Raw genomic sequence first — 26,167 nt, forward strand, 5'->3', positions numbered from 1 at the left:
TTCAGGCCAGTTGTTCAATTCGTATCATCTGCGGTCGCTCCGCAATATGACCGTCTGCCGTAATCTGGTCGAGCGCCTCCTTCACCTGAGCCTCGGTCGTATCATACGTGATGAGTATGACCGGTTGCGGCTCGAGGGGGCGCGGATGTTCGGGAGCGTCCGCCTTGGGAGCGCGGCGGCGCTGGACGATCGATTCCAGCGAAATGTTGTTCTCCGCCATACGCTTGGCGATCGAAGCGAAGGCGCCGGGGCGGTCATAGACGGCCAGGCGGATGTAATAGCCGCCCTCATGGGCCCGCATGCCGGCCTGCTGGTACGGCTTGAGCAGATGGGCGGGACGGCCGAAGGTTCCGACCACATCGCCGCGCGCCAGATCCGCGATGTCGCTCATCACGGCCGAGGCCGTGGCATCGCCGCCGGCGCCAGGACCGGCGAGCACGAGTCTGCCGACGAAATCAGCCTCGACCGCCACCGCGTTGGTGACGCCATCGACCCGCGCGATCGGCGAGGATTTCGGCACCATGGTCGGATGCACGCGCTGCTCGATGCCGCTTTCGGTGCGGGTGGCGACGCCGAGAAGCTTGATCCGGTAGCCCAGCTCGTCCGCCGCTTCGATATCGGCCGTGGTGATCGAGCGGATGCCCTCGACATAGATGGCGTCGGCGTTGATCTCGGTACCGAAGGCGATCGCGGTCAGAAGCGACAGCTTGTGCGCCGTGTCGAAGCCGTCGACATCGAAAGTCGGGTCGGCCTCGGCATAGCCGAGACGCTGCGCTTCGGCGAGGCAGGCGTCAAAGGCGAGGCCCTCGCGCTCCATGCGCGTCAGGATGTAGTTGCAGGTGCCGTTCAGGATGCCATAGACGCGGCCGACCGTGTTGCCGGCGAGCGACTCGCGCAGCGTCTTGATGATCGGGATGCCACCGGCGGCGGCGGCCTCGAAATTCAGCGAGACGCCCTTCGCCTCGGCGCGGCGCGCGAGCTCGGTGCCATGCTTGGCGAGCAGCGCCTTGTTGGCCGTGACGACGTGCTTGCCGGCATCGAGGGCGGCGCGAACCGATTCGGCTGCCGATCCGTCCGACCCGCCCATCAGCTCGACGAAGACGTCGATATCGGCGGACTTCGCCAGCGCGACCGGATCCTCGAACCAGGCCACGGTGGAGAGGTCGACGCCGCGATCGCGATAGCGATCGCGGGCCGTGACGGCCGTGACGGTGACGGGCCGACCGCAGCGCAGAGCCAGTTCATTGGCATGGCGCTGCGTCAGACGCAGCAGGGACGCGCCAACCGTGCCAAGACCGGCGACGCCCAAGCGAAGTGCATTGTTCATAAATTCGCCCCAGAGGGGCCCGGCTCACCGCCGGGCGCTGCTGATCGGGACGACGTTGTGCAACGTTTTGTCCGCCGTTTCAAGGAAGCGACGGACATTCCGCGCGGCCTGGCGGATCCGCTGCTCGTTCTCCACGAGCGCGATGCGGACATACTCGTCGCCATGCTCGCCGAAGCCGACGCCGGGAGCGACCGCGACATCGGCCTTCTCGATGAGAAGCTTCGCGAATTCCAGGCTGCCCATCGACTTGAAGGCGTCCGGAATCGGCACCCAGGCGAACATGCTGGCGCGCGGCGCCGGAATGTCCCAGCCAGCGCGGCTGAAGCTGTCGACCAGCACGTCGCGACGATGCTTGTAGGTCTGCCGCATCTCCTCGATGCAGTCCTGCGGGCCGTTCAGCGCCGCGGTGGCCGCCACCTGGATCGGCGTGTAGGCGCCGTAGTCGAGATAGGACTTCACCCGCGACAGCGCGGCGATCAGGCGCTCGTTGCCGACCGCGAAGCCCATGCGCCAGCCGGCCATCGAATAGGTCTTCGACATCGAGGTGAACTCGACGCAGACATCCATGGCGCCCGGGACCTGCAGCACGGAAGGCGGCGGCACGTCGTCGAAATAGATCTCGGAATAGGCGAGATCCGACAGGACGAAGAGCTCATGCTTGCGGGCGAAGGCGACGACATCGCGATAGAAATCGAGATCCGCGACATGCGCCGTCGGGTTCGACGGATAGCACAGCACCACGGCGAGCGGCTTCGGGATCGAATGGATCACCGCGCGTTCCATCGCGTGGAAGAACTCCGGACCCGGCTCGACCGGAACCGAGCGAATCACGCCGCCGGCCATCAGGAAGCCGAAGGCGTGGATCGGATAGCTAGGATTGGGCACCAGAATCACGTCGCCAGGCGCCGTGATCGCCTGCGCCATGTTGGCGAAGCCTTCCTTCGAACCGATCGTCGCGACGATCTGCGTATTGGGATCGAGCTTCACGCCGAAACGGCGCTCGTAATAGGCAGCCTGCGCCTTGCGCAGCCCGTTGATGCCGCGCGACGCCGAGTAGCCATGCACGTCGGGACGGCTGGCCGTTTCCGCAAGCTTCTGGACGATGTGGGCGGGCGTCGGGAGATCGGGGTTGCCCATGCCGAGATCGATGATATCGGCGCCGGCGGCTCGAGCGCTCGCCTTAAGCCGGTTGACCTGCTCAAAGACGTATTGCGGCAGACGCCGCACGCTGTGGAACTCGCTCATCGCTCCGAATCCATCTTTCCTGGATAGTTATGCGCCTCACCTGGCGCAGGGGCGGTTCTACACCGAACCGCAATCTATGGAAGCACCCCTATTGCGGGCATTTCGTGGCGTCGGCGCCCGGCTCGCCACATCGGTCCTGAATCTCGGACAATGCCTTCTTCGCATGCGTGGCCGCGGTCTTCTCGAGAGCCGCGTTCGATGCCTCGCTCGCCTTGCGCGCCGCCTCGGCGGTGGCCGGATCGTTGTTGCCGGCCTTCGTCTTCAGGCTGGCGGTCGCCTTGCTGAGCTCGTCCGCGTTCATCAGCTTGCCCGGCGGCTGGCCGCCGGCGACGTTGATGTTCGGAAAGACGCCCGCACGCTCGAGTTCCGGATCCGGCGTCGTATCAAATGTCTTGGAAATCTGCGAACAGCCGGCCAGCGTGACGGCGAGCGCCAGCGTAGCAAGGAGCGATACGGGGCGACACCGCTTGATTCCGGTCGGTTTCATGGTGAACTCATATGGCAAGTGCGTGGTAAGTGCGCTGACGAAGAGCGCATCGTATCGCTCTGCGCGCGAAGCTATTACACTCTGCGCGTCGGGGAAAGCGCAGCTTGGCCGACGACATAATGGCGTTCGGAGAAACAATGGCCAACGACAGATCCGGCAACAATACCCGAGACACCGCCAGCGGCACCCCGATCAGCCTCGTCGTCAAAGATCCCGAGAAATTCGCCCAGAACATCGCCCGCGTGATCGAGGGCATGACGCGGGCGGCGAACGCCTTCCTGAAATCCCGCGAGGATGGGCGGCTTTCACCGGATACGACCGACGAAATCGCCGAGGTCGTCCGCACGCTCGCCAAGGTGGTCGAATACTGGACGGCGGAGCCCGGCCGGAGCATACAAGCGCAATCAAAGCTTTATGCGAAGTATTTCACGCTGTGGACGAGCATGATGCAGCGCATGTCCGGCGTCGCCGTCGCGCCGGTCATCGAGGCGGATCCGCGCGACAAGCGCTTCAAGGACCCGCAATGGTCGGAGAATCAGTTCTTCGACTTCCTCAAGCAGTTCTACCTGATCACGGCACGCTGGGCCGAGGAGATGGTCGAGGGCGCGGTCGATCTCGATCCGCATGTCCGTCTCAAGGCCGGCTTTTACGTCCGCCAGATCGCCAATGCGGTGGCGCCATCGAACTTCCTGTTCACAAACCCGGAGATCCTGCGCGACACGCTCGATTCGAGCGCCGAGAACCTCGTGCGCGGCATGGACATGCTGGCCGAGGACATCCAGGCCGGCGACGGCGAGCTGCGCATCCGCCAGTCAGACACCTCGCATTTCGCCATCGGCAAGAACCTCGCGCTGTCGCCCGGCAAGGTCATCCTGCAGAACGACGTCTGCCAGCTGATCCAGTACAAGGCGGCGACCAAGGATGTCCTGAAGCGGCCGCTGCTGATCGTGCCGCCCTGGATCAACAAGTTCTACATCCTCGACCTCACCCCGGAAAAATCCTTCGTCAAATGGGCGGTCGAGCAGGGCCACACCGTCTTCGTCATCTCCTGGATCAATCCGGGCGAGGCGCAGGCGGAGAAGAGCTTCGAACACTACATGCGCGAGGGCATTCTCGAATCGCTCGATGCGATCGGGAAGGTCACGGGCGAAGCCGAGGTCAACGCCATCGGCTACTGCGTCGGCGGCACCCTGCTCTCCTATGCGCTCGCCTACATGGCCAGCACTGACGATACGCGCATCGCCTCGGCGACGCTGTTCGCGACGCAGGTGGATTTCACCCATGCCGGCGATCTGAAGGTCTTCATCGACGAGGAGCAGATCGAAGCGGTCGAGAAGAAGATGAGCGTGCGCGGCTATCTGGAGGGGAAGAACATGACCGCCTCCTTCAACATGCTGCGCTCGAACGAACTGATCTGGTCCTACGTCGTGAACAACTATTTCCGCGGCAAGGAACCGATCCCGTTCGACCTGCTCTACTGGAATTCCGACGCCACGCGGATGCCGGCGGCGAACCATTCCTTCTATCTGCGCAACTGTTATCTCGACAACAAGCTGGCCGAGGGCGAGCTTGTCGTCGACGGCAAGCCGCTGTCGCTCGGCGACATCACGATCCCCGTCTACAACCTCGCGACCCGCGACGACCACATCGCGCCGCCGCGCTCGGTGTTCTACGGCTCGTCCTTCTTCGGCGGCCCCGTCACCTTCGTGCTCTCCGGATCGGGCCACATCGCCGGCGTCATCAACCCGCCGTCACGCGGAAAATACCAGTACTGGACCGGGCCAGCCCCGCATGGCGACGGCTTCGACGCCTGGCTTGCCCGGGCCGAGGAGCATCCGGGCTCGTGGTGGCCGCACTGGCAGGCCTGGATCACCGCGCAGGACGACCGCCGGGTCAAGGCGCGCGTCGTCGGCGGCCGCAAGATCAAGCCGATCGAGGATGCACCGGGAAGCTATGTGAAGGTGACGGCGTAGCAATCGCAGGCATTCACGCCGAAGGAAGAGCCCTCACCCGCCAGCGGGCGAGGGCATTGGGCAGGTGCCTTGAGCGGGGGCCGAAATACCCTGGCCTTCACCTCTCCCTGAGGGAGAGGTCGACGCACGCAGTGCGGCGGGTGAGGGTTTACGGCGTATCCTGAGAGTTCCCTAAACCCTCACCCGGAGCTTCGCTCCGACCTCTCCCTCATGGAGAGGTAAAGGCAGCGTGGCGAAAGCCAACAGATGCGACCGGCAAGGCCGGCTCCCTCTCCCGCGTACGGGAGAGGGTTGGGGTGAGGGTCTGCTCGGGAGGCCCGATCAGGTGCCGGCGAGCGCCTGCTCGAGATCGGCGATGATGTCTTCCTTGTCCTCGATGCCGACCGAGAGGCGGACGACGTCGGGGCCGGCGCCGGCGACAACCTTCTGCGCGTCGCTCAGCTGGCGATGCGTGGTCGAGGCGGGGTGGATGATCAGCGAACGCGTGTCGCCGATATTGGCGAGATGCGAGAACAGCTTCACGGTCGAGACGACCTTGACGCCGGCGTCATAGCCGCCCTTCAGGCCAAAGGTCAGCACCGCGCCGGCGCCCTTCGGCACATAGCGACGGGCCAGATTGTGGTAGCGGTCGCCCGGCAGGCCGGCATAGCTGACCCAGGCGACCGCCGGATGATCGATCAGGAATTCCGCTACGGCACGCGCATTGTCCGAATGCCTCTGCATGCGCAGCGGCAGCGTCTCGATGCCGGTCAGGATCAGGAACGAGTTCTGCGGCGAGATCGCCGGGCCGAGATCGCGCAGGCCGAGCACGCGGCAGGCGATTGCGAAGGCGAAATTGCCGAAGGTCTCGGCCAGCACGACGCCGTTATATTCCGCCAGCGGCTGCGACAGCTTCGGATAGCGCGACTCGCGCGTCCAGTTGAAGCGACCACCGTCGACGATGACGCCGCCCATCGAATTGCCGTGACCGCCGAGGAACTTCGTCAGCGAGTGCACGACGATGTCGGCGCCATGCTCGAACGGCTTGCAGAGGTAGGGCGTCGCGAGCGTGTTGTCGACGATCAGCGGCACGCCGGCGCGCTTGGCGACCGCGGCGATGGCGGCGATGTCGATGACGATGCCGCCCGGATTGGCGATCGATTCGATGAAGATCGCCTTGGTCTTCGGCGTAATCGCGCGTTCGAACGAGCCGATGTCATCGGGATCGGCCCAGACGACGTTCCAGCCGAAGCTCTTGAACGAATGGTTGAACTGGTTGATCGAGCCGCCATAGAGCTTGCTCGAGGCGATGAACTCGTCGCCGGGCTGCAGCAGCGTGTGGAAGACGAGCAGCTGCGCGGCATGGCCGGACGCGACCGCGAGCGCGGCGGTGCCGCCTTCGAGCGCCGCGATGCGCTCCTCGAGCACGGCCGTGGTCGGGTTGGTGATGCGGGTATAGATGTTGCCGAAAGCCTGCAGGCCGAACAGCGACGCCGCATGGTCGACATCGTCGAAGACGAAGGAGGTCGTCTGGTAGATCGGGGTGATGCGAGCGCCGGTGGTCGGATCGGGTTGCGCGCCGGCATGGACGGCAAGCGTTGCGAAACCGGGCAGCCTGTCTTCGGACATTTTGATCTCCTCCATCCTCATTTCGGGATTGTCTTCATATCGGGAATCTTCGGCCATCCGCTGACGGCCGTATGCAACGATGGGCCGCCGCGATCCCGCCCGAGAGGCGCATTTCGCGACACGGCAAAATCCATCCGGCCGGGTGGCCGGCAGCGAGCCTCAGCCGATCAGGCGCGGACGCTCGATCGCCGGGCAACGGTCCATCACGACGCGAATGCCATGCGCTTCCAAACGGGCCGCCTCGGCATCGTTGCGGATGCCGAGCTGAAGCCACACAACCTTCGGCAGGACCGGCAGCGCCAAAACCTCGTCGACGACGCCACCGATGGCGGCGGCATTGCGAAAGACGTCGACCATGTCGATCGGCACCGGAACATCGGCGAGCCGCGCATAGACCGTCCGGCCGAACAGCTCGCGGCCGGCGATACCGGGATGGATCGGATAGGTCTCGTAGCCCGAGGCCGTCAGATAGCCGAGCACGCCATGGCTCGGCCGGGTCGCGTTGGGGCTGGCGCCGATCACCGCGATGGTCCGCGTCTCCTGCAGGATCTCGCGGAGATAGGCATCCTCGTAGCGATCGTGGTTCATGCCGTCAGAGCCCCGGAACGATCACGGCCGTGACGGCCCATTTCCCGTCGACCTTGCCATAGCAGACGCTGGTCGCCTGGAAGCCGCGCGAGATGTCGTTCGTCGCGTAGCCGGTCTTTCCGGAGGGCAGTGCCACCGAATACCAGTCCGCGCTGCCGTCCTCGCCCTCGACCGACCCTTCCAGGAACGGCACGATCGTGTCTTCGGGCAAGGTCGCGAGCACCGCCGCCGTCTCGTTCGGCTTGTCGCGGAATTCGGTGCTCTCCGACAGGATCCAGAGATTGCTGGCCGGCACACCGGCCGCGTCCGCCACGGCGAGCGCCTTGTCGCGATCGAAGACCGGCTCGGCCGGCGAGCAGATGGCGCCGTTGGCCGTCTTCGAGTGACCCAGCGTGCCCTGGTCCAGCGCGTTGCCGAACAGGTCCACCACGAGGCCGTCGAGGTCCTCGCGGCTATAGTCGACATCGCCCGTCGCCGTCAGCGCCGCCGCATTGTCGAGCCGGTCGCCGCCGGGGCGCTTTTCCGGATCGGACAAGGCCGCGGGCGGCGTCGCGTCGGGGAAGCCGATCATCGGCGAATAGATCTTCACCTCGGGCGCCGCGCTCGCCTTCAGCGTCGCGACGTCGCCGACCTCGATCGCCTTCTTCAGCGTCTCCACCAGGGCCGCCAGCTCCGGATCGTCGGTTCCGGAGGTGTCATAGGTGACGGAGAGCGCCTCATAGGGCTTCGGCTCCGGATCGGCGGAAAAGGCAGCCGGCGTCGAGAGGAGGAGTGCCGCGCAGGCGGCGGTGGCGAGGAAAAGCGTCTTCATGACTGCGGTCCAGGAAGAACGGGGCGTCCCGCCTCGTCGAATGGCAGGAATGGATTGTAGGCCACTTCCCAGAGATGACCATCCAGATCCGCGAAATAACCGGAATAGCCGCCCCAGAAGACCTTTGTCGCTTCCTTCACGATGCGGGCTCCGCAGGCAACGGCATGCGCCAGCGCGGCATCGACTTCCGCCTCGCTGCCGACATTGTGCGCCAGCGTCACGGCGCGGAAGCCGTCGCCCGCCGGTGCCACATGGGCGTCGTCGGCAAGCGCATTGCGCTGGAACAGCGCCAGCACCACGCCGGAAAGCTGGAAAAAGGTAATCGCTTCCTGGCTGGCGGAGGACGCCTGCCAGCCGAGCGCCTCGTAGAATGCGCGGGCTTTCGGCACGTTGGCGACGCCGAGCGTCACGATGCTGAGCCTTGGTGCGAGGCCTGTCGTCGTCATATGGTCTTCCCCGTCACAATCCGGCCGGCAGCATAGCGGATCGCCCGGCCGGGTACAGGGGCTCGTCGCCCTGATCCACCACGAGCCGGCTCAGGCCCCAGCCTGACGAAGCGGCGAGGCGGCTGCCTGTGCAAGCCCCCTCCCCGCGTCCTGGCCGATTCCGCGGAGTCCGCCAGGCCGGAGGATCTTCAGGCGCTGCGACTATTGGGCGCCGATCAGGAACGCGAAGGCGAGCGCCGCGCCGAGGAGCACCACAACCACACCCACCCGGAACAGCGGGTGCTTCCAAACTTCATACATAACGACTTGCCCCATCTTCTGCCTGCCGGGTCGCTCAACCGCAGATCGCAGCGCGCCCCGCTCTCGCACCATGCTTGGCAGGCGACGCGACATCGGGCAAGGGCGAGGCTCGCGGCGACGCCTCAATTCACCACTATGCTTTACGCAGATCGAACCACGCGCAGGAGCGCGCGAAGGCGGCAAAGGACCTCAAAGCCTGTCCGGAAATGCGGATTTGATGCGGTATAATATTACCGTATCAATAAAGTATTGATTTTGCTGTAGTTTTTCGAGCCGCATCTTTTCCGGTTCGCTTGACGGAATCTCGTGCGCAGGCTACACACCGCCACGAACGACAGGGCCCCGTGTCCTGTTGCCTCTAATCCTGCCCGATCCGGGCACGAGAAAACGAGTTCAACAATGAGCACCATTTCCACCAAGCCGGCGGATGTCGAGAAGAAGTGGATTCTGATCGACGCTGAAGGGCTGGTCGTTGGCCGTCTCGCCGTGATCGTGGCGAACCGTCTGCGCGGCAAGCACAAGGCCAGCTTCACTCCGCATGTCGACGACGGCGACAACGTCATCGTCATCAATGCCGACAAGGTCGTCTTCACGGGCGCCAAGTACACGGACAAGCGCTACTACTGGCACACCGGTTATGTCGGTGGCATCAAGGAGCGCAGCCCCCGCCAGATCATCGAGGGCAAGTTCCCCGAGCGCGTTCTGGAGAAGGCTGTCGAGCGCATGATCCCCGAGGGTCCGCTTGGCCGTCGCCAGCTGAAGAACCTCCGCGTCTATGGCGGCTCGACGCATCCGCATGAGGCTCAGCAGCCGGAAGTGCTCGACGTCGGCGCCCTGAATGCCAAGAACAAGAGGATTGCCTGAACATGGCTGATCTCCAGTCCCTCCAGGACCTCGCCGTCATCTCGTCCGAGAACGCGGCTCCTGTCCATGTGCAGAAGCTCGACGCCCAGGGCCGCGCCTACGCGACCGGCAAGCGCAAGAACGCGATCGCCCGCGTCTGGATCAAGCCGGGCTCCGGCAAGATCATCGTGAACGGCAAGGAATTCCGCGGCTACTTCGCTCGCCCGGTTCTCCAGATGCTCGTCCAGCAGCCGATCGGCGTCGCTTCCCGCACCGACCAGTACGACATCAACGCCACCGTTTCGGGCGGCGGTCTGTCGGGCCAGGCCGGCGCGCTGCGTCACGGCATCTCCAAGGCTCTCACCTATTACGAGCCCGAGCTGCGCAGCGTCCTCAAGAAGGGCGGCTTCCTGACCCGCGACAGCCGCGTCGTCGAGCGCAAGAAGTACGGCCACGCCAAGGCCCGCCGCAGCTTCCAGTTCTCGAAGCGCTAATCGGCGTCTACGCGACGTTTTCGAAAGGGCGCTTCGGGCAACCGCAGCGCCCTTTTTCTATGCGGCCCTGTTTCATCGCAGGGTCATGCTTGCACGACATCCTTGCGGGCGGCGCGCGCGCCCCCATCTTCAGATGCCTGAACGGAGGCGAGCCATGGTATCCACGGTCTTCATCGACGGCGAAGTCGGCACGACGGGTCTGCAGATCCGCCAGCGGCTCGAAGGCCGCAACGATGTCCGCCTGCTGTCGATCGCGCCCGAGCGGCGCAAGGAGACGGCGGCCAGGGCCGAGCTTCTGAACAGCGCCGACGCCGTCATCCTCTGCCTGCCCGACGCGGCCGCGAAGGAAGCCGTCAGCCTGATCGACAATCCGAAGGTCAAGGTGATCGACGCCTCGACCGCCTATCGGACCGCGCCGGACTGGGCTTATGGCTTCGCCGAGCTTGATTCGGCCCAGCGCGACAAGATCGCCGCCTCGACGCGGATCTCCAATCCAGGCTGCTACGCGACCGGCGCGATCGCGCTGCTGCGTCCGCTGGTCGCCGCCGGCGTGCTGCCCGCGAACTGGCCGGTCACGATCAACGCCGTCTCCGGCTATACCGGCGGCGGCAAGTCGATGATCGCCGAGTTCGAGGATCCGAACGCGGCCAATTACACGCATGAGAACTTCCGCATCTATGCGCTGCCGCTGCAGCACAAGCATGTGCCGGAGATCCAGAAGCACGGCCAGCTCGACATCCGCCCGATCTTCGCGCCGTCCGTCGGCCGCTACGCGCAGGGCATGATCGTCGAGATCCCGCTGCATCTCGACCTCGTTCCCGGCAGGCCGACGCTCAAGACCCTGAACGAAACGCTTTCGGCCCACTATGCCGGCGAGCGCTTCGTCACGGTGGCGGATCTCGTCGAGAGCGGCGCGATGACCGGGCTCGATCCGGAAGGCCTCAACGGCACCAACCGGATGAAGCTGTTCACCTTCGGCACGGAAGGCACCGGCCAGGCGCGCCTGGTCGCGCTGCTCGACAATCTCGGCAAGGGCGCCTCCGGCGCCGCCGTGCAGAACCTCAACCTGGTTCTCGGCCTCGACGAGGCCAGCGGCCTCAACTGAGGCCGATCGAATGCGGCGCGGACCCGAGCGGTCCGCGCCTCCCCTGCCCGTCCGGAGAGGCATTGCCCCAATTCCCTTGACGTCGCGTCAGCGCTACCTTGCGCGGACCCGGGACAAACCGGGATGGACGATCGGAGGGAACTGGAAATGCCTGAAACGGTCCTTCTTCATCCCGCAATCGACAGGGGCTTCCGTCAGGGCGCCGACGATTTCGCCGGCGGCACGCTCGTCTGCCACTGCCTCGATCGGCCGGTCCGGGTCGAGGTCAAGGGGCAGATCGCCCACAACCACGCCTGCGGCTGCACGCAATGCTGGAAGCCGGAGGGCGCGATCGTCGCGATCGTCGCCGTCGCCCCGACGGACCATGTGAAGGTCGTCGCCAACGCCGACAAGCTCGCCGTCGTCAACCCGGCCGCCACCATCCTGCGCCATGCCTGCACGGTCTGCGGCGTCCACATGAAGGGCCCGGTCGAGAAGGACCACGCCTTCAAGGGGCTGACCTTCCTGCATCCGGAACTGTCGCGCGAGGAGGGCTGGCAGGCGCCGCAGTTCGGCGCCTTCATCTCCTCGGTCATCGAGGGCGGCGTGCGGCCCGAGCGCATGGACGGCATCCGCGCCCGCCTGCGCGAGCTCGGGCTCCGGCCCTATGACTGCCTGTCGCCGACGCTGATGGACGCGCTCTCGATCTTCGCGGCGAAGAAATCCGGCGTGCTGAAGGACTGAGGTCCGCGTTGCCGGCGCTCAGGCGTGGCTGAGAAGGTTCACGAGCCGACCGAACGGATCGCGCACATAGAAGCGCCGGACTCCCCATGGCTCCGTCGCGGGGCCGTACTCGATCGGCAGGCCGGCGCGACGGATACGCGCCAGCACGTCGTCGAGATCATCGACCTCGATGGAGAGATCCGGCACCGGAGTGCCGGAGCCGCCCTCGCGCGCGATGCTGACCTGCGGCGTGGTGGCGACATCGGTCGCGAAGCTGACGATCCAGCCATGATCCATGACGACCTCCATGCCGAGGATGTCGCCATAGAACGCCCGAGCCGCCGCCGGATCGGGAGCCTGGATGTTCGCCACGACGCGCCTGACAACCATGATGCTCTCCCCCTACCGCGCCGGGCTAGGCTACCTGCCCCGCCACCCAGCCGGACGACCAGGCCCACTGGAAATTATAGCCGCCGAGCCAGCCGGTGACGTCGACGACCTCGCCGATGAAATAGAGGCCGGGCACCTGCTTCGCCTCCATCGTCTTCGAATCGAGCTCGTCGGTGTCGACGCCGCCAAGCGTCACCTCGGCCGTGCGATAGCCCTCGGAGCCGAGCGGCTTGACCCGCCAGGCGTTGATCGCCGCCTCGATCCGGCGAAGCGCCTTGTCGGAGAGATCGGCGAGATTGCCCGGCCCCTTCTCCTCCTCGGCGATCAGCTGCGCTAGCCGCTTCGGCAACAGCGTCGCCAGCACGGTGCCGAGCGCCTGCTTGCCCCGATCGGCCTTGGCCGCCTTCAGGGCCGCGAACACGTCGGTTCCCGGCAGCATGGCGAGCGTGATCTCGTCGCCCTCGCGCCAGAACGAGGAGATCTGCAGGATCGCCGGGCCGGAGAGGCCGCGATGGGTGAAGAGCATCGCCTCTGAGAAGCTGGTCTTGCCGTGCTTGGCGACCGCGTCGACGGCGATGCCGGAAAGCGGCGCCAGCCGCTCCAGCATGGCGGGGTCGAAGGTCAGCGGCACGAGGCCCGGCCGCGTCTCAACCAGCTTCAGACCGAACTGGCTGGCGATCTCGTAGCCGAAGCCGGTCGCGCCCATCTTGGGGATCGACTTGCCGCCGCTGGCGATCACCAGCGACTTGCAGACGACGTCGCCGGACGGCATCGCAACGCGAAACCCGCCATCGACGCGATGCTCGACGCGCTTCACCGCCGCGCCGAGCCGCATCTCGACGCCGTGGCGGCGCATCTCGGCGACGAGCATCTCGATGATCTGTTTCGACGAGCCGTCGCAGAAGAGCTGGCCCAGCGTCTTCTCGTGATAGGCAATGCCATGACGCTCGACGAGCGCGATGAAATCGCGCTGCGTGTAACGGCTGAGCGCCGAAATGCAGAAGCGCGGGTTCTGCGACAGGAAATTCTTCGGCGCGGTGTTGGTGTTGGTGAAGTTGCAGCGGCCGCCGCCGGAGATGCGGATCTTGTCGCCGGCCGAAGGCGAATGATCGACGATCGCGACCGAGCGCCCGCGCTTGCCCGCCTCGATGGCGCACATCATGCCGGCAGCGCCGGCGCCGATCACGACGACGTCGAAGAAATTCGAGGAAGATGCCGTCACGCCGAAGCTCCGAACACCTGCTCGATGTCGGCCGGCGTCAGCAACCGGTAGGCGCCGGGCTCCAGATCGGCCGGGAGATCGAGCAGGCCGATGCGGTCGCGATGCAGCGCCACGACATGGTTGCCGACGGCGGCGAACATCCGGCGCACCTGATGATAGCGCCCCTCGTGCAGGGTCAGCGTGGCCTGCTTCGGGCCGGAGGATTCCATCTCCGCCGGCAGCAGCGGCTTGTCCTCGCCCTCGAGCATCAGCCCGCCCGCCGCGAAGGTCGCCGCCTCGTCGCCGTTCAGCGGCCGGTCGAGCGTCACCTGATAGCGCTTCGGCACATGGTGGCGCGGCGAGATGATGCGATGGAGCAGCGCGCCGTCATCGGTCATCAGCAACAGGCCCGACGTCTCCTTGTCGAGCCGGCCGACGGTGGAGATGACCGGATCGCGGCGGCGCCAGCGCTCGGGCAGCAGCGAATAGATCAGCGCGCCCGTCTCCTTGTGCGAACAGGTGACGCCGAGCGGCTTGTGGATCATCAGCGCCATGCCGGGCGGCGGGTCGAGCGGTTCGCCGGCCACGGTCATGCGGGTGGCGAGATCGGGCTTCACATAGACATGCTGGCCCGGATCCGTCTCCGCCTCGCCGTCGAGGACGACGCGACCGCCCTGGATCAGCCCCTGCACCTCGCGGCGCGAGCCATAGCCGAGATTGGCGAGCAGCCGGTCGAGCCGGGCCGAGGGAAAGGATTGCTTGCCGCCGGGCTTGCTCATTTGCGTGCCTCGTAGATCTTGAAGCCCTCGGCTTCCGCGACCGGAACGGCGCGGGAGAACAGGGCCTTGAGGGGCTCCTCGTAGGGCAAGTGCCGGTTGGCGGTCAGCCACAGGCGGCCGCCCTTGCGCAGGCTTTCCGCCGCGCGCCGGACGAAGGCCTGGCCGAGCGATCGATCCTCGGCACCGCCATCATGGAAGGGCGGGTTCATGACGATAAAGTCGAGATTCTCGGGAAAGCTGCCCGCCTTGCGCACGTCGGCCCAGTGCAGGCTGGCGCGCGGATCGGCGATGTTCTTCGCCGCCGCCTCGACGGCGCGGCGGTCGATATCGACCATGGCGAGCGCCTCGACGCCGGGCATAGCGAGCACGGCGCGCGAGAGATAGCCGACGCCGCAGCCAAGATCGGCGCCGCGCCCGGAAAGCTGCGGCAGGTGCTTCAGGAGCAGGGCGCTGCCGGGATCGACGCGGTTCCACGAGAAGACACCCGGCTGCGACCAGAGCCCGGTCTCCGCGACAAGCTGCGGCGCGCCGTCGGCGATCGCTTCCCCCGTCAGCGCGAGATCGGCCGGCCGGGTCGAGACGCAGATGCGATGGTGGCGCTGCGCCGTCTCCTCGATCTCGCAGCCGAAGCCGCGCAGTTCCTTGGCGAGCCGCGAGCCGCCCTTGTCCTTGGGCGCCAGCACGGTGAGCCGGCCGCCGGGCTGCAGCGCGCGCAGCGCCTGCGCCACGTCATACCGGCGCTCGATCGTGCCCGGCGGCGCCAGCATCACCATCGCGGCAAGCGAGCCTTCGGCCCGGCGCTCCAGCGCGGCGCTGCCCGGAACGAGCGGTGAAAACTGGATCGCGTCGCGCGGCACGTCGGCGAGTTCGGCCGGAGGCGCGCCATAGACGCCGGTAGCTGCTTCTTCAGTCATCGGTCTCTCATGCACAATTTGTGCTGTTCCTACCCTGCCCTTCGCCATGGTGAAAGGTTGCCGGAACGTTCTAATCTCCCGACCGAGGAGAATCATGCCGCGATGCGCCCCGAAATCCTGAATCCGCTGTTCCGACCCGTCACCAGCCTCGCCGGCGTCGGCCCGAAGATCGGCGAAGCGATGGGACGCCTGCTGGTCGGAGGCGACGCCCCGGAGCCGCCGCGCGTCGCCGATCTCCTCCTGCATCTCCCCGTCGGCCTGATCGATCGCCGCAACCAGCCGGGAATCGCGCTGTCGCCGGAAGGCGCCGTCGTCACGCTCGAAGTCCGCATCGACCGCCATCTGCCTGCCCCGCGCGGCAACAGGCGCGTGCCCTATCGCGTCATGGCGCATGACGAGACCGGCGAAATCGCGCTGGTGTTCTTCCGCGCCGAGCAGAGCTTCCTCGAACGCACCATGCCGGTCGGCGAGACGCGCTTCATCAGCGGCAAGGTCGAATGGTTCAACGGCCGGCCGCAAATGGTCCATCCCGACCATATCGTCGACCGCGAGGCCTTCGAGCAGCTGCCGATGGTCGAGCCCGTCTATCCGATGACGGCCGGGCTCGCGCGCAAGACGCTGGGCCGCGCCATGAGCGGCGCGCTCGACAGCCTGCCCGACCTGCCGGAATGGCAGGACCCGACGCTGCTGTCCCGCCAGCGCTGGGCGGCCTTCAAAGGCTCGCTGGAAACGGTGCATGCGCCGACGACGCCGGCCGAGCTGGCGCCCGAGGGCCCGGCGATCAGCCGGCTTGCCTATGACGAGTTCCTCGCCAACCAGCTCGCCCTGATGCTGACGCGCGCCAATCTGCGCCGCGCCGCCGGCCGGGCGCGGATCGGCGACGGGCGGATGCGGCGCGCCATTATCGCCGCCCTGCCCTTCACGCTGACCGGCAGCCAGCAGGCGGCGATCGCCGAGATCGAGAAGGATCTCGCCTCCGACGAACGGATGCTCCGCCTGCTGCAGGGCGACGTCGGCTCCGGCAAGACGATGGTCGGGCTGATGGCGGCGGCGACCGTGATCGAGGCCGGCAGCCAGGCGGCGCTGATGGCGCCGACCGAGCTTCTCGCCCGCCAGCACGCCAAGACCTTGCTGCCACTCGCCGAGGCCGCCGGCATCCGAATGGCGATCCTGACCGGCCGCGAAAAGGGCCGCGAGCGGACCGAGATCCTCGCCGGGCTCGACGACGGCAGCATCGACCTCGTGGTCGGCACCCACGCCGTGTTCCAGGCCGGCGTCGAGTTCCGCGACCTGGCGCTCGCCATCGTCGACGAGCAGCACCGCTTCGGCGTGCATCAGCGCCTGGCGCTCTCGGCCAAGGGCGCGGCGACCGATATCCTCGTGATGACGGCGACGCCGATCCCGCGCACGCTGGTGCTGACCGCCTTCGGCGACATGGACGTGTCGAAGCTGCCGGACAAGCCGGCCGGCCGCCAGCCGATTGAAACCCGCACCGTGCCGCTCGACCGGCTCGACCAGGTGGTGAAGCGGATCCGCGCGGCCATCGCCGAGGGAGCCAAGGCCTACTGGGTCTGTCCGCTGGTCGAGGAATCCGAAGAAGTCGACGCCGCCGCCGCGCAGGATCGATTCGTCGACCTCGAGCGGGCGCTCGGCCCCGTCGTCGGCCTCGTGCACGGCCGGATGAAGGCGGCAGAGAAGGACGAGGCGATGCAGCGTTTTCAACGCGGCGAGACGCGGATCCTGGTCGCCACCACCGTGATCGAGGTGGGCGTCGACGTGCCGGATGCGACGATCATGGTGATCGAGCATGCCGAGCGCTTTGGCCTCGCCCAGCTGCACCAGCTGCGCGGCCGCGTCGGGCGGGGCTCGAAGGCGTCGACCTGCCTGCTCCTCTACAAGGGGCCGCTGGGCGAGGTGGCGCATGACCGCCTCGCCATCATGCGCGACACCGAGGACGGCTTCCGCATCGCCGAGGAAGACCTTCGGCTGCGCGGCGAGGGCGAGTTGCTCGGCACGCGCCAGTCCGGCACGCCGGGCTTCAAGATCGCCCGCTTCGAGCATCACGCAAACCTGCTCGAAATCGCCCGCGACGACGCCCGCCTGATCGTCGAGAAGGACCCGGCGCTGCAATCGCCGCGCGGCAAGGCCCTGCAGCTGCTGCTCTACCTCTTCGGCCGCGACGAGGCGATCAAGCTGCTCAGGGCGGGCTGATACACGATGACGCCGTGATTTCAGGGGGCATCGGGGCTATTGAGGGGCCACTGACGTCGAAGCGGCATCCGCGACATGAGACTTGCCTCCCTCCTCGATCGAGCCCTGAGCCGGGGCCGCGCGCTCGTCCGGACAACGGAGCCCGCGCTGCTCGTCGTCGCGGCGCTGATCGGCTGCCTCGCCGGCGTGGCCGTCACCGTGATGAGCCGCATCGCACAATGGCTGCACGTCGTCCTGTTCGCGATCGGCCGCAACGACTTCCTCAGCGCGACCGAGACAATCACGTCGCCCTGGCGGCTGCTGGCGACGGCCGGCGGCGGACTTGTGCTCGGCGTCGTCTACCTGCTCTACCGTCACTCGCAGCCGATCGTCGATCCGATCGAAGCTAATGCCCTGCATGGCGGCCGCATGTCGCTGCGCGACAGTCTGCGTGTCGCCTTCGAAGCCGTCGTCTCGAACGGATCCGGCGCCTCGGTCGGCCTCGAGGCCGGCTATACGCAGCTCGGCGGCGCCATGGCGTCGCGCATCGGCCAGCGGTTGCATCTGCGCCGGGCGGATCTGCGCACCGCCGTCGGCTGCGGCGCGGCGGGGGCCATCGCCGCGGCCTTCAGCGCGCCCCTTACGGGCGCGTTCTACAGCTTCGAGCTGATCATCGGCGTCTACACCGTCGCCAATATCGCTCCGGTCATGGCGGCCGCGATCTCCGGCTTTCTCGTCGCCCAGGGACTGGGAGCGGCCGCCTACACGATCGAGGTCCCGAGCACGCTTGCCCTGCACGCCACGGACTATCCGCCCTATCTGGTGCTCGGCGTCCTGTCGGGCCTCGCGGCCATCGCCATCATGCGGCTGGTCACGCTCGTCGACGTCGCGTTCCAGACGAGCCGCCTGCCCCGCGCCGTCCGGCCCGCTGTCGGCGGTCTCGTGATCGGCGCCATGGCCCTCTACACCCCGCAGGTGCTGGCGGCCGGACATGGCGCCATGCACGTCAATCTCGTCCAGGCGGTTCCCGCCGGCCTGCTGCTGACGGTCCTCCTGATGAAGATCGCCAGCGTCGCGGTATCGCTCGGATCCGGCTTTCGCGGCGGCATGTTCTTCGCGTCGCTCTTCCTTGGCGCGCTGGTCGGCAAGCTGTTCGCGATCGGCGTCGCCACGATCGCCCCGACCAGCAGCATCGATCCGGCGGCCGCCGCGATCGTCGCCATGAGCGCGCTCGGCGTCGGCATTGTCGGCGGGCCGCTCACCATGACCTTCCTGGCGCTGGAGGCGACCGGCGACCTCGCCATCACCGGCATCGTACTCGCGGCGTCGATCCTGTCCGCGATCACCGTGCGCCAGCTGTTCGGCTACTCGTTCTCGACCTGGCGACTTCACCTGCGCGGCGAGACCATCCGCAGCGCCATCGACGTCGGCTGGCTGCGCGGCCTGACCGTGGGACGGATGATGCGGACGGACGTGCGCACCGTGCTCGCCACCATGCCGGCGGACGCCTTCCGCAGCCTCTTCCCCCTCGGCTCGACGCAGCGCGTCGTGGTCACCGACGCGGACGGGCGCTACGCCGGCATCGTCCTGGTGGCGGAGATCCATTCGGCCCCGCCCTCGTCCGAGGACGAGACGATCCAGCCCTTCTGCCGGCACGCGGACAAGATGCTCTTTCCGGGCATGAGCGCCCAGGCGGCCGCCAAGATCTTCGAAATGGCGGAGAGCGAGGAGCTCGTCGTGGTCGACGACGCGACGACGCGCCAGGTCGTTGGCCTGGTGACCGAGGCGCACCTCTTCCGCCGCTATGCGGAGGAGCTCGACAAGGCGCGTCGCAATCTCGCCGGCGAGAGCTAGTCCGGGAAGCCTTCGACGCCAGTCGACGCGGCGAGCCTAGGAGCCGGCGCGTCGCGTGAGCACCGGCGCCGCGGGCTCGACGGCAAGCTTGCGCGCGGCCTCGTCATATTCGGGCGCGACCAGGCCAGCGGAGATCACCAGCTTCGCGGCCTCCTCGACGGTCATGTCGAGCTCGATCAGCTCGGCGCGGCGGACGAACATCATGAAGCCCGCCGTCGGCGCCGGGGTCGGCGGCAGGAAGACGGTGACCCATTCCTCACCGTCCTGGCCGATCTTCTGGCGGATCTCGCCCTTCGTCTCCGTCGCGATGAAGACGATTGACCATACGCCCTTGCGCGGAAATTCGATCAGCGCCGCCTTCTGGAACGACTTGCCGCCCTTGCCGGAAAGCACGGTCTCGAACAGCTGCTTCAGCGCGCTGTAGAGATTGCGCACCAGCGGCGTGTGGTTGAGCAGTTGCTCGCCGAGCCGGACCAGCGAGCGGCCGACGAAATTCGCCGTCAGGAAGCCGAGCAGCGTCAGCGCCACCACGGCGACGAACACGCCGAAGCCGGGAACGGAGAACGGCAGATAGGCGTCCGGGCTGTATTCGAGCGGAATGACCGGCTTCACCCAGCCATCGATCCATTTGATCAGCGACCAGGTGAGGTAGATCGTGATGGAAATCGGCGCGGCGATGACGAGGCCGGTCAGGAAGTAGTTCCTCAGCCGCGTGATCAGCCGGCTCCCGCCCGTTTCGGGGGCCGGAGGCAGCTCAGGGTCCTGAAAGCTCATTCAACCGCCCCTGCGTCCGATTCAGTCCATGTCCACCGCCATTATGACGGCTCGCATAGCATTGGCCAGAACTTACATCGTCCGCATGACGCACGCGGCAAAATCGCTCGGCACCGCCGCCGGGCAAGGCCCGGCCGTCGCGGCCGCTATTCGACCGTGACCGACTTGGCGAGATTGCGCGGCTGGTCGACGTCCGTGCCCATGAAGACGGCCGTGTGATAGGCGAGCAGCTGCACGGGGATCGTGTAGACCAGCGGCGTCACGCTCGCCGGCATCTCCGGCAGAACGATCGTCGCCATCGTATCCATCGCCGCCGCCTGCCGGCCCTTCTCGTCGGTGATCAGGATGATCCGCCCGCCACGCGCCGCGACTTCCTGCATGTTCGAGACCGTCTTCTCGAAGATGTGGTCGTAAGGCGCGATGACGACGACCGGCATCTCCTCGTCGATCAGCGCGATCGGACCATGCTTCAGCTCGCCGGCGGCATAGCCCTCGGCGTGGATGTAGGAGATCTCCTTCAGCTTCAGCGCGCCTTCGAGCGCGATCGGATAGCTGGTGCCGCGGCCGAGATAGAGGCAGTGCTTGACCTTGGCGAGATCGCGCGCCAGCGCCTCGATCTGGTCCTCGAGCTTCAGCGCCTCGTGCATCAGGCGCGGCACTTCGCTCAGCGCCCGGACCAGCGCCTGCTCCTCGTCGCCGGAAAGCACGCCGCGCGCCTTGCCGGCAGCGACAGCGGTCGCGGCCAACACGGAAAGCTGGGCGGTGAAGGCCTTGGTCGAGGCGACGCCGATCTCCGGACCCGCCAGGATCGGCAGGACGAAATCGGCCTCGCGGGCGATGGTCGATTCGCGCACATTGACGACGGCCGCGATCTTCTGGCCCTCGCCCTTGGCGTAGCGCAGCGACGCCAACGTGTCGGCCGTCTCGCCCGACTGCGAGATGACGATCGAAAGCCCGTCCTTCGAGAGCGGCTGCTCGCGATAACGGAATTCCGAGGCGATATCGATGTCGACCGGCAGGCGCGCATAGCGCTCGAACCAGTATTTCGCGACGAAGCCGGCATAGAAGGCGGTGCCGCAGGCGGTGATCGAAAGCCGGTCGACCTTGCTGAAATCGATGCCTTCCGGCACCCGCGCGCTGCCGTTCACGAGGTCGAGATAGCGCGCCAGCGTATGGCCGACCACCTCGGGCTGCTCGTGCACTTCCTTGACCATGAAATGGCGGTGATTGCCCTTGTCGACGACATGGGTGGTGCCCTGCAGGCGCGTCAGCGGGCGCGAGACGGGATTGCCCGCCTCGTCATAGATCTCGGCGGAGGATCGCGTCAGCACGACCCAGTCGCCATCGTTCAGATAGGTAATCTCGTCGGTGAAGGGGCCGAGCGCGATGGCGTCCGAGCCGAGGAACATCTCGCCCTCGCCCCAGCCGACCGCCAGCGGACTGCCGCGGCGCGCGCCGATCAGGAGGTCTTCCTCGCCCTCGAACAGGAAGGCGAGCGAGAAGGCGCCCGTCAGGCGGCCAAGAACCTGCTGCACGGCGTCCTTCGCCGTCATGCCCCTGGCGAGATTAACGGTCACCAGATGGGCGATCACCTCGGTGTCGGTGTCGGAGGCAAAGCTGCGTCCGGCCGCTTCCATCTCGAGCCTGAGCTCGCGGAAATTCTCGATGATGCCGTTGTGAACGACGGCCAGCCGCTCGGTCGCATGCGGATGGGCGTTGCGCTCGGTCGGCGCGCCATGCGTCGCCCAGCGGGTGTGGCCGATGCCGGAAAGGCCGAAGCGCGGCGAGGCCGTCAGCTTGGCGTCGAGATTGCGCAGCTTGCCCTCGGCCCGGAGCCGGTCGAGATGACCACCCTCGAGCGTCGCGATACCGGCGGAATCATAGCCGCGATATTCGAGCCGCTTCAGCGCGTCGACGAGCAGAGGCGCGACGGGCGTCCGGCCCAGAATACCGATAATTCCGCACATATAGCTCAATCCCCGTTCGGTGCCCGATGCGGCAGCCTAGTCCAAGTCAGATCCGAGCGCCTCTTAGCCTTTCGGGCCAAGTGCCGGAAATCACTTCCTGTTTCGCGCCTTCACCAAAAGGCTTAGACGCGGACCCGCTTGGTCTTGGCCTTCATCTCGCGGAAGCGCGCCGCCCAGCCGGGCTTCTCGACCTGCCGGCCGCGCGCGATCGCCAGCGCGTCGGGAGCCACATCCTCGGTGATGACGCTGCCGGAGGCGACGTAGCCGCCGTCGCCGATGGTGACGGGCGCGACCAGAACGCTGTTGGAGCCGATGAAGGCGCCCTCGCCGATCACGGTCAGCGCCTTGTCGTAACCGTCGTAATTGCCGGTGACGGTGCCTGCTCCGACATTCGCCTCGGCGCCGACCTTGGCATCGCCGATATAGGTCAGGTGGCTGATCTTGGCGCCGGCGCCGATCTCGGCGTTCTTGACCTCGACGAAATTGCCGACCTTGCTCTTCGGGCCGAGCTGCGCGCCCGGGCGCAGCCGCGCGAACGGCCCGATCTCGGCGCCCTTCTCGAGCGTCGCGCCGGTCAGATGCGAGAAGGCATGGATCAGCGCGCCCTCCTCGACTGTGACGCCCGGTCCGAAGAAGACATTCGGCTCGATGGTCACGTCGCGGCCAAGCACCGTGTCGTGCGAGAGGAAGACGGTTTCCGGCGCGATCATGGTGACGCCGGATAGCAGCGCCTGTTCGCGCGCGCGATCCTGCCAGATCCGCTCGATGGCGGCGAGTTCGGCGCGGGTGTTGACGCCGGCGACCTCATCCGCGTCCGCCTCGATAGCGACCACGGCGAGGCCGCGCTCATTGGCGATCTCGACCGCGTCAGTCAGATAATATTCGCCCTTGGCGTTGTCGTTGCCGATGGCATCGAGCAGCCCGAGCAGCGCATCGCCGCGAAAGCCCATCAGGCCGGCATTGCAGAAGCCGATGGCGCGCTCCGCCTCGCTCGCCTCGCGCAGCTCGCGGATCGCGACCAGCTGGCCGTCGCGTTCGATCAGGCGGCCATAGCCGGCCGGGTCCTCGGGACGAAAGCCGAGCACGACGACGCCCGCGCCCTTGGCGAGCTCCGCCCGCATGCGTGCCAGCGTCTCGGCGGTGACGAGCGGCGTATCGCCATAGAGGACCAGCACGTCGTCCGCCGGCTGCTCCAGCGCGGCGCGCGCCGCAAGCACAGCATGCGCCGTGCCGAGCCGCTCGACCTGCTCGACGACCAGCGCCGACGGGACGGTCTTGATGGCGAAGCTGCGGACCGCGTCGGCGCCCTTGCCGACGACGACGGCGAACCGCTCGATGCCGGCGCCAGCCGCCGTCTTCAGCACATGGCCGATCATCGGTAGCCCGGCGACGGCATGCATCACCTTCGGCTGGGCCGATCGCATCCGCGTGCCCTCGCCGGCGGCGAGCACGATGGCGAGCGAAGAGCGATCCGGCATGTTTCCTCCGAGATTTCGGCAGCGAGTTCGGTAACTGGGCGCAAGCTTTGCGCGATCGCGGCGGCGACGGTCAAGCGATGATATGCGGCGCCGCGCCGTCGCCTCAGCCGATCCGGGAGAGCGCCGGGAAGGTTTCGAGCAGCCAGAACGACATGGCGGTCATCTGCCCGGTCAGGAACAGGATGCCGGTGACGATCAGGAACACGCCCATCGCCTTCTCGACCATCGGCATGTAGCGGCGGAAGCGCCGGAGCCCTCCGATGAAGCGCTCGGCGAAGCCGGCTGCGATCATGAACGGAATGCCGAGACCGAGCGAATAGATGGCGAGAAGCCCCGCGCCTCGCCCGACTGTATCGGAGCTGCCTGCGACCCAGAGGATGGAGGCCAGCACCGGCCCGATGCAGGGCGTCCAGCCGAAGGCGAAGGCGAGGCCGAGGATATAGGCGCCGGCAAGGCCGGCCGGCTGGTTGGCGACCTGCACCCGCGCCTCGCGCTGCAGGAAGGCGATCCGGAACACGCCGAGGAAATGCAGGCCCATGACGATGATGACCAGGCCGGCGACGATCGACAGGATCTCCTGCTGGCGCGCGACGATGCGGCCGAGCACCGAAGCCGTCGCGCCCAGCAGCACGAACACCGTGGTGAAGCCGAGCACGAAGGCGAAGGACGAGCGCAGCACGATGCCGCGAATGCGCTTGTCGGCCTGGGTGGTCACTTCGTCGAGGCTCAGCCCCGTGACATAGCAGAGATAGGGCGGCACCAGGGGGAGCACGCAGGGCGAAACGAAGGATAGCAGCCCGGCGATCAGGGCGCCCCAGAGTGTTACGTCTGCTGACATGGGCTCTCGGTCGTACTCATTTCAGGTCGACGAACGGCCCGATGCCATCCTCGTTGCCTCCTTATAGGGCAAAGCGGGCGTCGAGACACGCGGCGAACCGCCGCCACTCCCCCGATCCGTGTCCTGTCGCGCGACACACGCACCGAGCCGTCTTGGCGGCGCGCCGCGCTTCCGCTAATGGGCTTAGGCGACGGGCCGCGGTGGGCCCCAGGAGGACGAGCTTCATGATCGTGAGTTGCGGCGAGGCCCTGATCGACTTCTTGCCGGTCAAGGATGTGAACGGAAACGATTCCTACCAGCCGAAGGTTGGTGGCTCGCCGTACAATGTGGCGCTGACGACCGGTCGCCTGGGCATTCCGACGGGATTCCTCGGCGGCATTTCGACGGATTTCTTCGGCGAGCTTTTGGCGGAAGAGCTGGAGCGCAGCCAGGTCAGCCTCAAATATACGGGCCGCTCGGCGCGCCCGACGACGCTCGCCTTCGTCAGCCTCCTCCATGACGAGCCGCAATACGCCTTCTTCGACGAGAACTCGGCCGGCCGCCTGCATGATCCGGCGATCCACGAGCCGGTCGGCGACGAGGTCGAGGCGCTGCATTTCGGCTCGATCTCGCTGATTCCCGAGCCGATCGTCGACCGCCTCGCCGCCGTCATGGACGCCAATCGCGGCAAGCGGGTGATCTGCTACGATCCCAATGTCCGGCCGACGCTGATCCACGACCGCGACGCCTTTAGCGCCCGCGTCGAACAGTTCGCCCACGGCGCCGACATCGTGAAGATCTCCGGCGCCGACCTCGAATGGCTGCATCCGGGCGTCGATCCGGAGACGGTCGCCGCCGGCTGGCTCGCCGCCGGCGCCGGCCTCGTCGTCGTCACGCGCGGCGGCAATGGCGTCACCGCCTATACCCCGACCGGTTCGGTGTTCAGCCCCGTCGTGCCGGTCACCATCGCCGACACCGTCGGCGCCGGCGACAGCTTCACCGGCGGCCTGCTGGCGCGGCTCTCCGAAAAGGGCCACCTGACCATCGACGGCGTGCGCAACATCGACCACTCTGCATTGAAGGACGCGCTCGATTTCGCCAACCGCGTCGCGGCGATCACCTGCTCGCGCGCCGGCGCCAATCCGCCCTGGCGCCACGAACTCGCCGTCTGAGCGAGCGAGGATCGCTTCCTGCCAGTCGACTTCGGGAGGAAGCCATGCCGGCAAAGCCGGGCCAGATCGTCATCCTGAACGGCGCGCCGCGATCCGGGAAATCCAGCATCGCGGCGGCGATCCAGGCGACGTTCGAAGGGCCGTGGATGAATCTCGGCGTTGACGCCTATGTCAACGCCGTCACGCCGGAACGCTATCGGCCGGGCATCGGCCTCAGGCCGGGCGGCGAGCGGCCGGATCTCGAGACGCTGGTGCCGCGTCTCTACGCAGCGCTCTACGAATCGATCGCCGCCCATAGCCGGCTCGGCCTCGACGTCGTCGTCGATGTCGGCCACCACGATTCCTATAAAAGGCCGCTGCATATCCTCCCGGATTGCGCCCGCCGCCTCGCGGGGCTGCCGGTACTCTTCGTCGGCGTCCACTGCCCGATCGAGACCATCCTGGAGCGCCGCAACCGCGGCCAGGCGGGACGCGAAGGGCTCTATGTCGTCGCGACTTCAGACGATCCCGTCCCGGAGCCGGTTCTGCGGTGGCAGCGCGAGGTGCATCGCCCGGGGATCTACGACCTCGAAATCGACACGTCGCGCCTCGATCCGATGGCCTGCGCGGCTCTCATCCGGCAGCGCCTAAGCGAGAGCCCGCCCGGCCCGACGGCCTTCGAACGGCTGGCTGCGATGGCACCGGTCACGGAAAGCTGATGGC

24 protein-coding genes are annotated in these 26,167 nt (G+C 66.9%); 9 read left to right on the top strand and 15 right to left on the bottom strand.

What is annotated here, in order from left to right; translation table 11 throughout:
• Window position 1: 1 nt before the first annotated feature.
• From AC6HZP_RS13435 to AC6HZP_RS13445, 3 genes are all read right to left on the bottom strand, one after another.
• The gene (locus AC6HZP_RS13435) at window positions 2-1,327 is read right to left on the bottom strand and encodes a homoserine dehydrogenase (RefSeq protein ID WP_201404030.1); all 1,326 of its coding nucleotides are present in this window, start codon (window positions 1,325-1,327) and stop codon (window positions 2-4) included.
• Between the two features lie 24 nt (window positions 1,328-1,351).
• Window positions 1,352-2,572 (bottom strand): LL-diaminopimelate aminotransferase, encoded by a 1,221-nt coding sequence (locus AC6HZP_RS13440; protein WP_497523280.1) that lies wholly within the window; start codon window positions 2,570-2,572, stop codon window positions 1,352-1,354.
• An 88-nt stretch (window positions 2,573-2,660) separates the two neighbouring features.
• Entirely contained in the window at window positions 2,661-3,059 is a 399-nt protein-coding gene (locus tag AC6HZP_RS13445) for a hypothetical protein (protein WP_497523281.1), read from the bottom strand.
• 137 nt (window positions 3,060-3,196) lie between these two features.
• Here AC6HZP_RS13445 and AC6HZP_RS13450 point away from each other — a divergent pair, with 137 nt between their 5' ends.
• Window positions 3,197-5,032 carry a PHA/PHB synthase family protein gene (locus AC6HZP_RS13450; protein ID WP_497523282.1) on the top strand — a complete coding sequence of 612 codons (1,836 nt, stop codon included), beginning with the start codon at window positions 3,197-3,199 and terminating at the stop codon, window positions 5,030-5,032.
• Between the two features lie 321 nt (window positions 5,033-5,353).
• On the opposite strand, the gene AC6HZP_RS13455 is transcribed toward AC6HZP_RS13450, so the two are convergent.
• The 4 genes from AC6HZP_RS13455 to AC6HZP_RS13470 form a co-directional block, all read right to left on the bottom strand.
• The gene (locus AC6HZP_RS13455) at window positions 5,354-6,640 is read right to left on the bottom strand and encodes an O-acetylhomoserine aminocarboxypropyltransferase (protein WP_497523283.1); all 1,287 of its coding nucleotides are present in this window, start codon (window positions 6,638-6,640) and stop codon (window positions 5,354-5,356) included.
• 159 nt (window positions 6,641-6,799) lie between these two features.
• Window positions 6,800-7,228, bottom strand: a complete 429-nt coding sequence (locus AC6HZP_RS13460) for a CoA-binding protein (RefSeq protein ID WP_497523284.1) — start codon at window positions 7,226-7,228, stop codon at window positions 6,800-6,802.
• A 4-nt stretch (window positions 7,229-7,232) separates the two neighbouring features.
• Window positions 7,233-8,039: an SH3 domain-containing protein gene (locus AC6HZP_RS13465; protein ID WP_497523285.1), complete on the bottom strand. Its 807-nt coding sequence runs from the start codon at window positions 8,037-8,039 to the stop codon at window positions 7,233-7,235.
• Window positions 8,036-8,485 carry a VOC family protein gene (locus tag AC6HZP_RS13470; protein WP_201404037.1) on the bottom strand — a complete coding sequence of 150 codons (450 nt, stop codon included), beginning with the start codon at window positions 8,483-8,485 and terminating at the stop codon, window positions 8,036-8,038. Before AC6HZP_RS13470 ends, AC6HZP_RS13465 begins: the two co-directional genes overlap by 4 nt.
• Before the next feature lie 699 nt (window positions 8,486-9,184).
• On the opposite strand from AC6HZP_RS13470, the gene rplM reads away from it, so the two are divergent.
• The 4 genes from rplM (at window position 9,185) to gfa (ending at window position 11,950) form a co-directional block, all read left to right on the top strand.
• Window positions 9,185-9,649, top strand: coding sequence for a 50S ribosomal protein L13 (rplM, locus tag AC6HZP_RS13475; protein ID WP_201404038.1), 465 nt, complete (start codon window positions 9,185-9,187; stop codon window positions 9,647-9,649).
• Window positions 9,650-9,651: 2 nt separating this feature from the next.
• Window positions 9,652-10,122 carry a 30S ribosomal protein S9 gene (gene rpsI, locus AC6HZP_RS13480; RefSeq protein WP_201404039.1) on the top strand — a complete coding sequence of 157 codons (471 nt, stop codon included), beginning with the start codon at window positions 9,652-9,654 and terminating at the stop codon, window positions 10,120-10,122.
• Between the two features lie 154 nt (window positions 10,123-10,276).
• A complete protein-coding gene (gene argC, locus AC6HZP_RS13485; RefSeq protein ID WP_497523286.1) occupies window positions 10,277-11,227 on the top strand; it encodes an N-acetyl-gamma-glutamyl-phosphate reductase in 951 nt (316 codons plus the stop codon).
• Window positions 11,228-11,374: 147 nt separating this feature from the next.
• Window positions 11,375-11,950 (top strand): S-(hydroxymethyl)glutathione synthase, encoded by a 576-nt coding sequence (gene gfa / locus AC6HZP_RS13490; RefSeq protein WP_497523287.1) that lies wholly within the window; start codon window positions 11,375-11,377, stop codon window positions 11,948-11,950.
• 18 nt (window positions 11,951-11,968) lie between these two features.
• Here gfa and AC6HZP_RS13495 read toward each other — a convergent pair whose 3' ends face one another.
• From AC6HZP_RS13495 to AC6HZP_RS13510, 4 genes are read right to left on the bottom strand one after another with little or no spacing between them, the layout of a single operon-like run.
• Window positions 11,969-12,319, bottom strand: a complete 351-nt coding sequence (locus tag AC6HZP_RS13495; RefSeq protein WP_497523288.1) for a VOC family protein — start codon at window positions 12,317-12,319, stop codon at window positions 11,969-11,971.
• Window positions 12,320-12,344: 25 nt separating this feature from the next.
• On the bottom strand, window positions 12,345-13,541 hold the full coding sequence (locus AC6HZP_RS13500) for a BaiN/RdsA family NAD(P)/FAD-dependent oxidoreductase (protein ID WP_497523289.1): 1,197 nt from the start codon (window positions 13,539-13,541) through the stop codon (window positions 12,345-12,347).
• Entirely contained in the window at window positions 13,538-14,299 is a 762-nt protein-coding gene (locus tag AC6HZP_RS13505; protein ID WP_497523290.1) for a pseudouridine synthase, read from the bottom strand. Before AC6HZP_RS13505 ends, AC6HZP_RS13500 begins: the two co-directional genes overlap by 4 nt.
• Entirely contained in the window at window positions 14,296-15,213 is a 918-nt protein-coding gene (locus AC6HZP_RS13510) for a class I SAM-dependent methyltransferase (protein WP_497523291.1), read from the bottom strand. Before AC6HZP_RS13510 ends, AC6HZP_RS13505 begins: the two co-directional genes overlap by 4 nt.
• 102 nt (window positions 15,214-15,315) lie before the next feature.
• On the opposite strand from AC6HZP_RS13510, the gene recG reads away from it, so the two are divergent.
• On the top strand, window positions 15,316-17,424 hold the full coding sequence (gene recG, locus AC6HZP_RS13515) for an ATP-dependent DNA helicase RecG (RefSeq protein WP_497523292.1): 2,109 nt from the start codon (window positions 15,316-15,318) through the stop codon (window positions 17,422-17,424).
• A gap of 75 nt (window positions 17,425-17,499) precedes the next feature.
• The gene (locus AC6HZP_RS13520) at window positions 17,500-19,257 is read left to right on the top strand and encodes a chloride channel protein (RefSeq protein ID WP_497523293.1); all 1,758 of its coding nucleotides are present in this window, start codon (window positions 17,500-17,502) and stop codon (window positions 19,255-19,257) included.
• A 36-nt stretch (window positions 19,258-19,293) separates the two neighbouring features.
• Here AC6HZP_RS13520 and AC6HZP_RS13525 read toward each other — a convergent pair whose 3' ends face one another.
• The 4 genes from AC6HZP_RS13525 to AC6HZP_RS13540 all read right to left on the bottom strand — a co-directional run bounded on the left by AC6HZP_RS13525 (window position 19,294) and on the right by AC6HZP_RS13540 (window position 24,314).
• Window positions 19,294-20,031 (bottom strand): DUF502 domain-containing protein, encoded by a 738-nt coding sequence (locus AC6HZP_RS13525; RefSeq protein ID WP_201404046.1) that lies wholly within the window; start codon window positions 20,029-20,031, stop codon window positions 19,294-19,296.
• A gap of 146 nt (window positions 20,032-20,177) precedes the next feature.
• Window positions 20,178-21,998 carry a glutamine--fructose-6-phosphate transaminase (isomerizing) gene (gene glmS / locus AC6HZP_RS13530; protein WP_497523294.1) on the bottom strand — a complete coding sequence of 607 codons (1,821 nt, stop codon included), beginning with the start codon at window positions 21,996-21,998 and terminating at the stop codon, window positions 20,178-20,180.
• Window positions 21,999-22,120: 122 nt separating this feature from the next.
• A complete protein-coding gene (glmU, locus tag AC6HZP_RS13535; protein ID WP_497523295.1) occupies window positions 22,121-23,476 on the bottom strand; it encodes a bifunctional UDP-N-acetylglucosamine diphosphorylase/glucosamine-1-phosphate N-acetyltransferase GlmU in 1,356 nt (451 codons plus the stop codon).
• 103 nt (window positions 23,477-23,579) lie between these two features.
• On the bottom strand, window positions 23,580-24,314 hold the full coding sequence (locus AC6HZP_RS13540) for a cytochrome c biogenesis CcdA family protein (protein ID WP_497523296.1): 735 nt from the start codon (window positions 24,312-24,314) through the stop codon (window positions 23,580-23,582).
• 224 nt (window positions 24,315-24,538) lie between these two features.
• Between AC6HZP_RS13540 and AC6HZP_RS13545 the strand changes: the two genes are divergently transcribed.
• Window positions 24,539-25,465: a carbohydrate kinase family protein gene (locus AC6HZP_RS13545; protein ID WP_497523297.1), complete on the top strand. Its 927-nt coding sequence runs from the start codon at window positions 24,539-24,541 to the stop codon at window positions 25,463-25,465.
• 44 nt (window positions 25,466-25,509) lie between these two features.
• The gene (locus tag AC6HZP_RS13550) at window positions 25,510-26,163 is read left to right on the top strand and encodes a chloramphenicol phosphotransferase CPT family protein (RefSeq protein WP_497523298.1); all 654 of its coding nucleotides are present in this window, start codon (window positions 25,510-25,512) and stop codon (window positions 26,161-26,163) included.
• Window positions 26,164-26,167 lie beyond the last annotated feature (4 nt).

The organism is Kaistia sp. SLG-1 (genome assembly GCF_059699055.1).

Excerpts from the sequence above, each read along its gene's own strand:
- AC6HZP_RS13545 (WP_497523297.1), top strand. The coding sequence starts at position 24,539 with ATGATCGTGAGTTGCGGCGAGGCCCTGATCGACTTCTTGCCGGTCAAG.
- AC6HZP_RS13510 (WP_497523291.1), bottom strand. The coding sequence starts at position 15,213 with ATGACTGAAGAAGCAGCTACCGGCGTCTATGGCGCGCCTCCGGCCGAA.
- AC6HZP_RS13520 (WP_497523293.1), top strand. The coding sequence starts at position 17,500 with ATGAGACTTGCCTCCCTCCTCGATCGAGCCCTGAGCCGGGGCCGCGCG.
- AC6HZP_RS13445 (WP_497523281.1), bottom strand. The coding sequence starts at position 3,059 with ATGAAACCGACCGGAATCAAGCGGTGTCGCCCCGTATCGCTCCTTGCT.
- AC6HZP_RS13540 (WP_497523296.1), bottom strand. The coding sequence starts at position 24,314 with ATGTCAGCAGACGTAACACTCTGGGGCGCCCTGATCGCCGGGCTGCTA.
- glmS (WP_497523294.1), bottom strand. The coding sequence starts at position 21,998 with ATGTGCGGAATTATCGGTATTCTGGGCCGGACGCCCGTCGCGCCTCTG.
- rpsI (WP_201404039.1), top strand. The coding sequence starts at position 9,652 with ATGGCTGATCTCCAGTCCCTCCAGGACCTCGCCGTCATCTCGTCCGAG.
- argC (WP_497523286.1), top strand. The coding sequence starts at position 10,277 with ATGGTATCCACGGTCTTCATCGACGGCGAAGTCGGCACGACGGGTCTG.
- AC6HZP_RS13495 (WP_497523288.1), bottom strand. The coding sequence starts at position 12,319 with ATGGTTGTCAGGCGCGTCGTGGCGAACATCCAGGCTCCCGATCCGGCG.
- AC6HZP_RS13450 (WP_497523282.1), top strand. The coding sequence starts at position 3,197 with ATGGCCAACGACAGATCCGGCAACAATACCCGAGACACCGCCAGCGGC.
- glmU (WP_497523295.1), bottom strand. The coding sequence starts at position 23,476 with ATGCCGGATCGCTCTTCGCTCGCCATCGTGCTCGCCGCCGGCGAGGGC.
- AC6HZP_RS13470 (WP_201404037.1), bottom strand. The coding sequence starts at position 8,485 with ATGACGACGACAGGCCTCGCACCAAGGCTCAGCATCGTGACGCTCGGC.
- recG (WP_497523292.1), top strand. The coding sequence starts at position 15,316 with ATGCGCCCCGAAATCCTGAATCCGCTGTTCCGACCCGTCACCAGCCTC.
- AC6HZP_RS13525 (WP_201404046.1), bottom strand. The coding sequence starts at position 20,031 with ATGAGCTTTCAGGACCCTGAGCTGCCTCCGGCCCCCGAAACGGGCGGG.
- AC6HZP_RS13550 (WP_497523298.1), top strand. The coding sequence starts at position 25,510 with ATGCCGGCAAAGCCGGGCCAGATCGTCATCCTGAACGGCGCGCCGCGA.
- AC6HZP_RS13505 (WP_497523290.1), bottom strand. The coding sequence starts at position 14,299 with ATGAGCAAGCCCGGCGGCAAGCAATCCTTTCCCTCGGCCCGGCTCGAC.
- AC6HZP_RS13440 (WP_497523280.1), bottom strand. The coding sequence starts at position 2,572 with ATGAGCGAGTTCCACAGCGTGCGGCGTCTGCCGCAATACGTCTTTGAG.
- AC6HZP_RS13455 (WP_497523283.1), bottom strand. The coding sequence starts at position 6,640 with ATGTCCGAAGACAGGCTGCCCGGTTTCGCAACGCTTGCCGTCCATGCC.
- AC6HZP_RS13460 (WP_497523284.1), bottom strand. The coding sequence starts at position 7,228 with ATGAACCACGATCGCTACGAGGATGCCTATCTCCGCGAGATCCTGCAG.
- AC6HZP_RS13435 (WP_201404030.1), bottom strand. The coding sequence starts at position 1,327 with ATGAACAATGCACTTCGCTTGGGCGTCGCCGGTCTTGGCACGGTTGGC.
- AC6HZP_RS13465 (WP_497523285.1), bottom strand. The coding sequence starts at position 8,039 with ATGAAGACGCTTTTCCTCGCCACCGCCGCCTGCGCGGCACTCCTCCTC.
- rplM (WP_201404038.1), top strand. The coding sequence starts at position 9,185 with ATGAGCACCATTTCCACCAAGCCGGCGGATGTCGAGAAGAAGTGGATT.
- gfa (WP_497523287.1), top strand. The coding sequence starts at position 11,375 with ATGCCTGAAACGGTCCTTCTTCATCCCGCAATCGACAGGGGCTTCCGT.